This is a genomic window from Streptomyces sp. NPDC058877, assembly GCF_042742855.1.
Lineage (GTDB): Bacteria > Actinomycetota > Actinomycetes > Streptomycetales > Streptomycetaceae > Streptomyces.
In genome coordinates, this window is record NZ_JBHYMF010000353.1 from 1 (window position 1) to 2,996 (window position 2,996).

The 2,996-nt window shown below is 73.9% G+C and carries 1 protein-coding gene; it reads right to left on the reverse strand.

The window, feature by feature from the left end; translation table 11 throughout:
- Positions 1-2,982: condensation domain-containing protein (locus ACFW2Y_RS35370; protein ID WP_384887729.1), on the reverse strand; the 2,982-nt coding region annotated here is incomplete at its 3' end.
- Between the last annotated feature and the right edge of the window lie 14 nt (positions 2,983-2,996).

Genomic DNA, 2,996 nt, shown 5'->3' on the forward strand with positions numbered 1-2,996 from the left:
GCGGTGGAGTGCGGGTGCGGCAGGCCGGCGGGGCGCCGCACCCGCGGGCACGGCCCCACCGGTGCCGGGCCGGTCGTCGGAGCCGGCCATGCGGCGGGCGAGGGACGCTGCCGTCGGGTTGCGGAAGACGTCCCGCAGGGTGAGGTCCTGGCCGAACTCCGTACGGATCCGGTTGAGCAGCCTGACCGCGAGGAGCGAGTGCCCGCCCGACTTGAAGAAGTTGTCGTCCCTGCCGATCGCGCGGCCTCCGAGGATGTCCCGGAAGACCCGGAGGAGGTGTTCCTCACGGCTGTCCGGGGCGGTGTCGGTGCTCCGGGCTCCTCCCTCGGGAAGGGAACCGGCGTGTTCGCCGGACGCGGGCAGTCGGGGTACGACGAGGACGCGGGCCGGGGCCAGGTATTCGGGCAGCTTCTCGGCCGCCCACCCGCGCAGCGTCGTCTCGTCGGCGCCGTCCGGGCCGGGGGTGACGTAGGCGTGGAGCCGGTCGTCACGGACGACGACGGACGCTCCGGTCACGTCGGGGTGCCCGACGAGCACCTCTTCGACCCGTCCGGGCTCCACGGGGTAGCCGTTCACCGTGAGGGTGGCGACGGGCCGCAGGGTGCCGTCGGACAGGGCGTACGCCCTCCGGCCGGTGGCGCGCAGTCCGCCGCCGGGGATCCGTTCGTGGACGTCGCCGGGCACCCGCACCGGCACGGGCCGTCCCCGGTCGTCCCGGACGGTCTCCGGGCCCTCGGGGGCCGTCGGGCCGTACGGTGCCGCGGAGAGCGGGAGGGAGGGGGTGGCGGCAAACGCGTCGAGGGTCTCGACCAGTCGCCGGGCCAGGAGCGCGGCGGTGTCCGCGTCGTAGAGGGCGGTGGCGTATTCCAGGGCGCCGCTCAGGCCGGCCGGCGCTCCGTCCGCGTCGACGAGCTCGGTGAGTGCGAAGGTGAGGTCGGTCTTGGCTCCTTCGGCGCTGAACGCGACCGGTTCTCCGTCGAACACGGACGGGGATCCTGAACCGGCGGCTGCCGCGTGCACCTGCAGCATCACCTGGACGAGCGGGGCGTGGGCGGCGGAGCGGTGCGGGCTGAGGTGTTCGACGAGCCGGTCGAAGGGGAGGTCCTGATGGCTGTAGGCAGCGAGCCCCGTCTCACGGACGCGGCGGACGAGCTCGGTGAAGGAGGGGTCGTCGGAGGTGTCGGTGCGCAGCACCAGGGTGTTGACGAAGAAGCCGACGAGCGGGTGGAGGGCGTCGTCCGCGCGGCCGGCGACGGTGGTGCCGATGGCGATGTCGGTGCCCGCGCCGTGTCGGGTGAGGAGCGAGGCGAGGGCTGCCTGCACGACCATGAAGAGGGTGGCACCGGCGTCCCGGGCGCAGCGCAGCAGGGCCCGGTGGGTGGTGGCGCTCACCGTGAACGGGGTGAGGGCGCCGGCGCCGTCGCTCTCGGCGGGACGGGGCCGGTCGGTGGGCAGGGCGAGCAGGGGCGGCAGCCCGTCCAGGGCGCTGTTCCAGTGGGCGAGCTGTGCGTCGGCGAGGCCGTGTGGACCGTCGAGGAGTTCGTGCTGCCAGAGGGTGTAGTCGGTGTACTGGACGGGCAGCGGCTCCCAGTCGGGGGCGCGGCCCCCGCTCCTGGCCCGGTAGGCGGTGTCGAGGTCGGCGAGCAGACAGCCGGTGGACCAGCCGTCGCCGGCGATGTGGTGGAGCAGGAGCACCACGACCTGGCCGCCGTCGTCTCCCGTCAGCAACCAAGCCCGGAAGGGGATTTCGGCAGCGAGGTCGAAGACGTGCCCGGCGGCGGCGTCAACGGCCGTGCGCAGGGCGTCGGGTCCGACGGTCCGGATCTGTTGGAGCACGGGTGCCACGCCGTTCAGCACCTGCTGGTACGGCTCGCCGTCCGTCGTCCGGTAGACGGTGCGCAGCACTTCGTGGCGGGCGGTGACGTCGGCGAGGGCGAGGGCCAGCGCCGCCGCTTCGACCGGACGGCGCAGCCGGGTGACGACGGGGATGTTGTAGGTGGCGCTCGGCCCTTCGAGCCGGTCGAGGAACCAGAGTCGGAGTTGGGCGGCGGAGAGGGGGACGCGTGCGGGGCGCAGCTCCTGGGGGACGGGGCGCAGCGGGGGGCGGGCCGGTCCGTTCCCCTGCTCGCCGAGGCGGCGGAGGAGCCGTCGGGGCGTGGGGGCGAGGAAGACGTCGCGGATCGCGGCCTGGAGCCCGAGCGCCCCGCGGATGCGGTTGGTGAGCTTCCCCGCGAGCAGCGAATGCCCGCCGAGCTTGAAGAAGTTCTCGTCGGCCAGCACCGCGTCCCGGTCGAGGATCTCCGCGAAGAGCCCTCGGATGATCTCCTCTCGGGGGTCGGTCGCGGCGCGGTCCTCCGGCTCCCGGCCTTCGCCCGCCCCGGTCCGTGAGGCGGCGCGCCGGCTTTCGGCGAGGGCGAGCGCCTCGTGACGGCGGTCGAGGGCGACGCGCTCCTCGTCGCTCAGCAGGACGATCCCGCTCAGCGGGGTGTCACCGGCCCGTTCGGCGAGGGCCGTCAGGGCACGGCCGAACAGGCCGACGAGGAGTCGTGCGGTGTCCTCGTCGTAGAGGTCGGTCGCGTACTGCAGCCCGAGGAGCACTCCCCCGGGCCTGCCGCCCTCGTCCTGGGTCTCGGCGCAGTGGAAGGCGAGGTCGAACTTGGCTCCGGCGAGATCGGCGCCGTCCGCCGTTCCCTGCATGCCGCCGAGGGTCACGGCGGCGTCCTGGACGGTCTGTGCGCTCAGCATGACCTGGAAGAAGGGGTGACGGCCGAGGAACCGCTCGGGGTTGAGGTCCTCGACCAGCAGGTCGAAGGGGAGTTCGTCGTGGGCGAAGGCTGCCAGGTCCGCGTCCCTGACCCGCCGCACGAGTTCGGCGAGGGTGGGGTCCCCGGACAGGTCGGTGCGCAGGGCCAGGGTGTTCACGAAGAACCCGACGAGGTCGTGCAGGTCCTCCTCGGGTCGCCCCGCCACCGCCGTGCCCACCACGACGTCCTCTC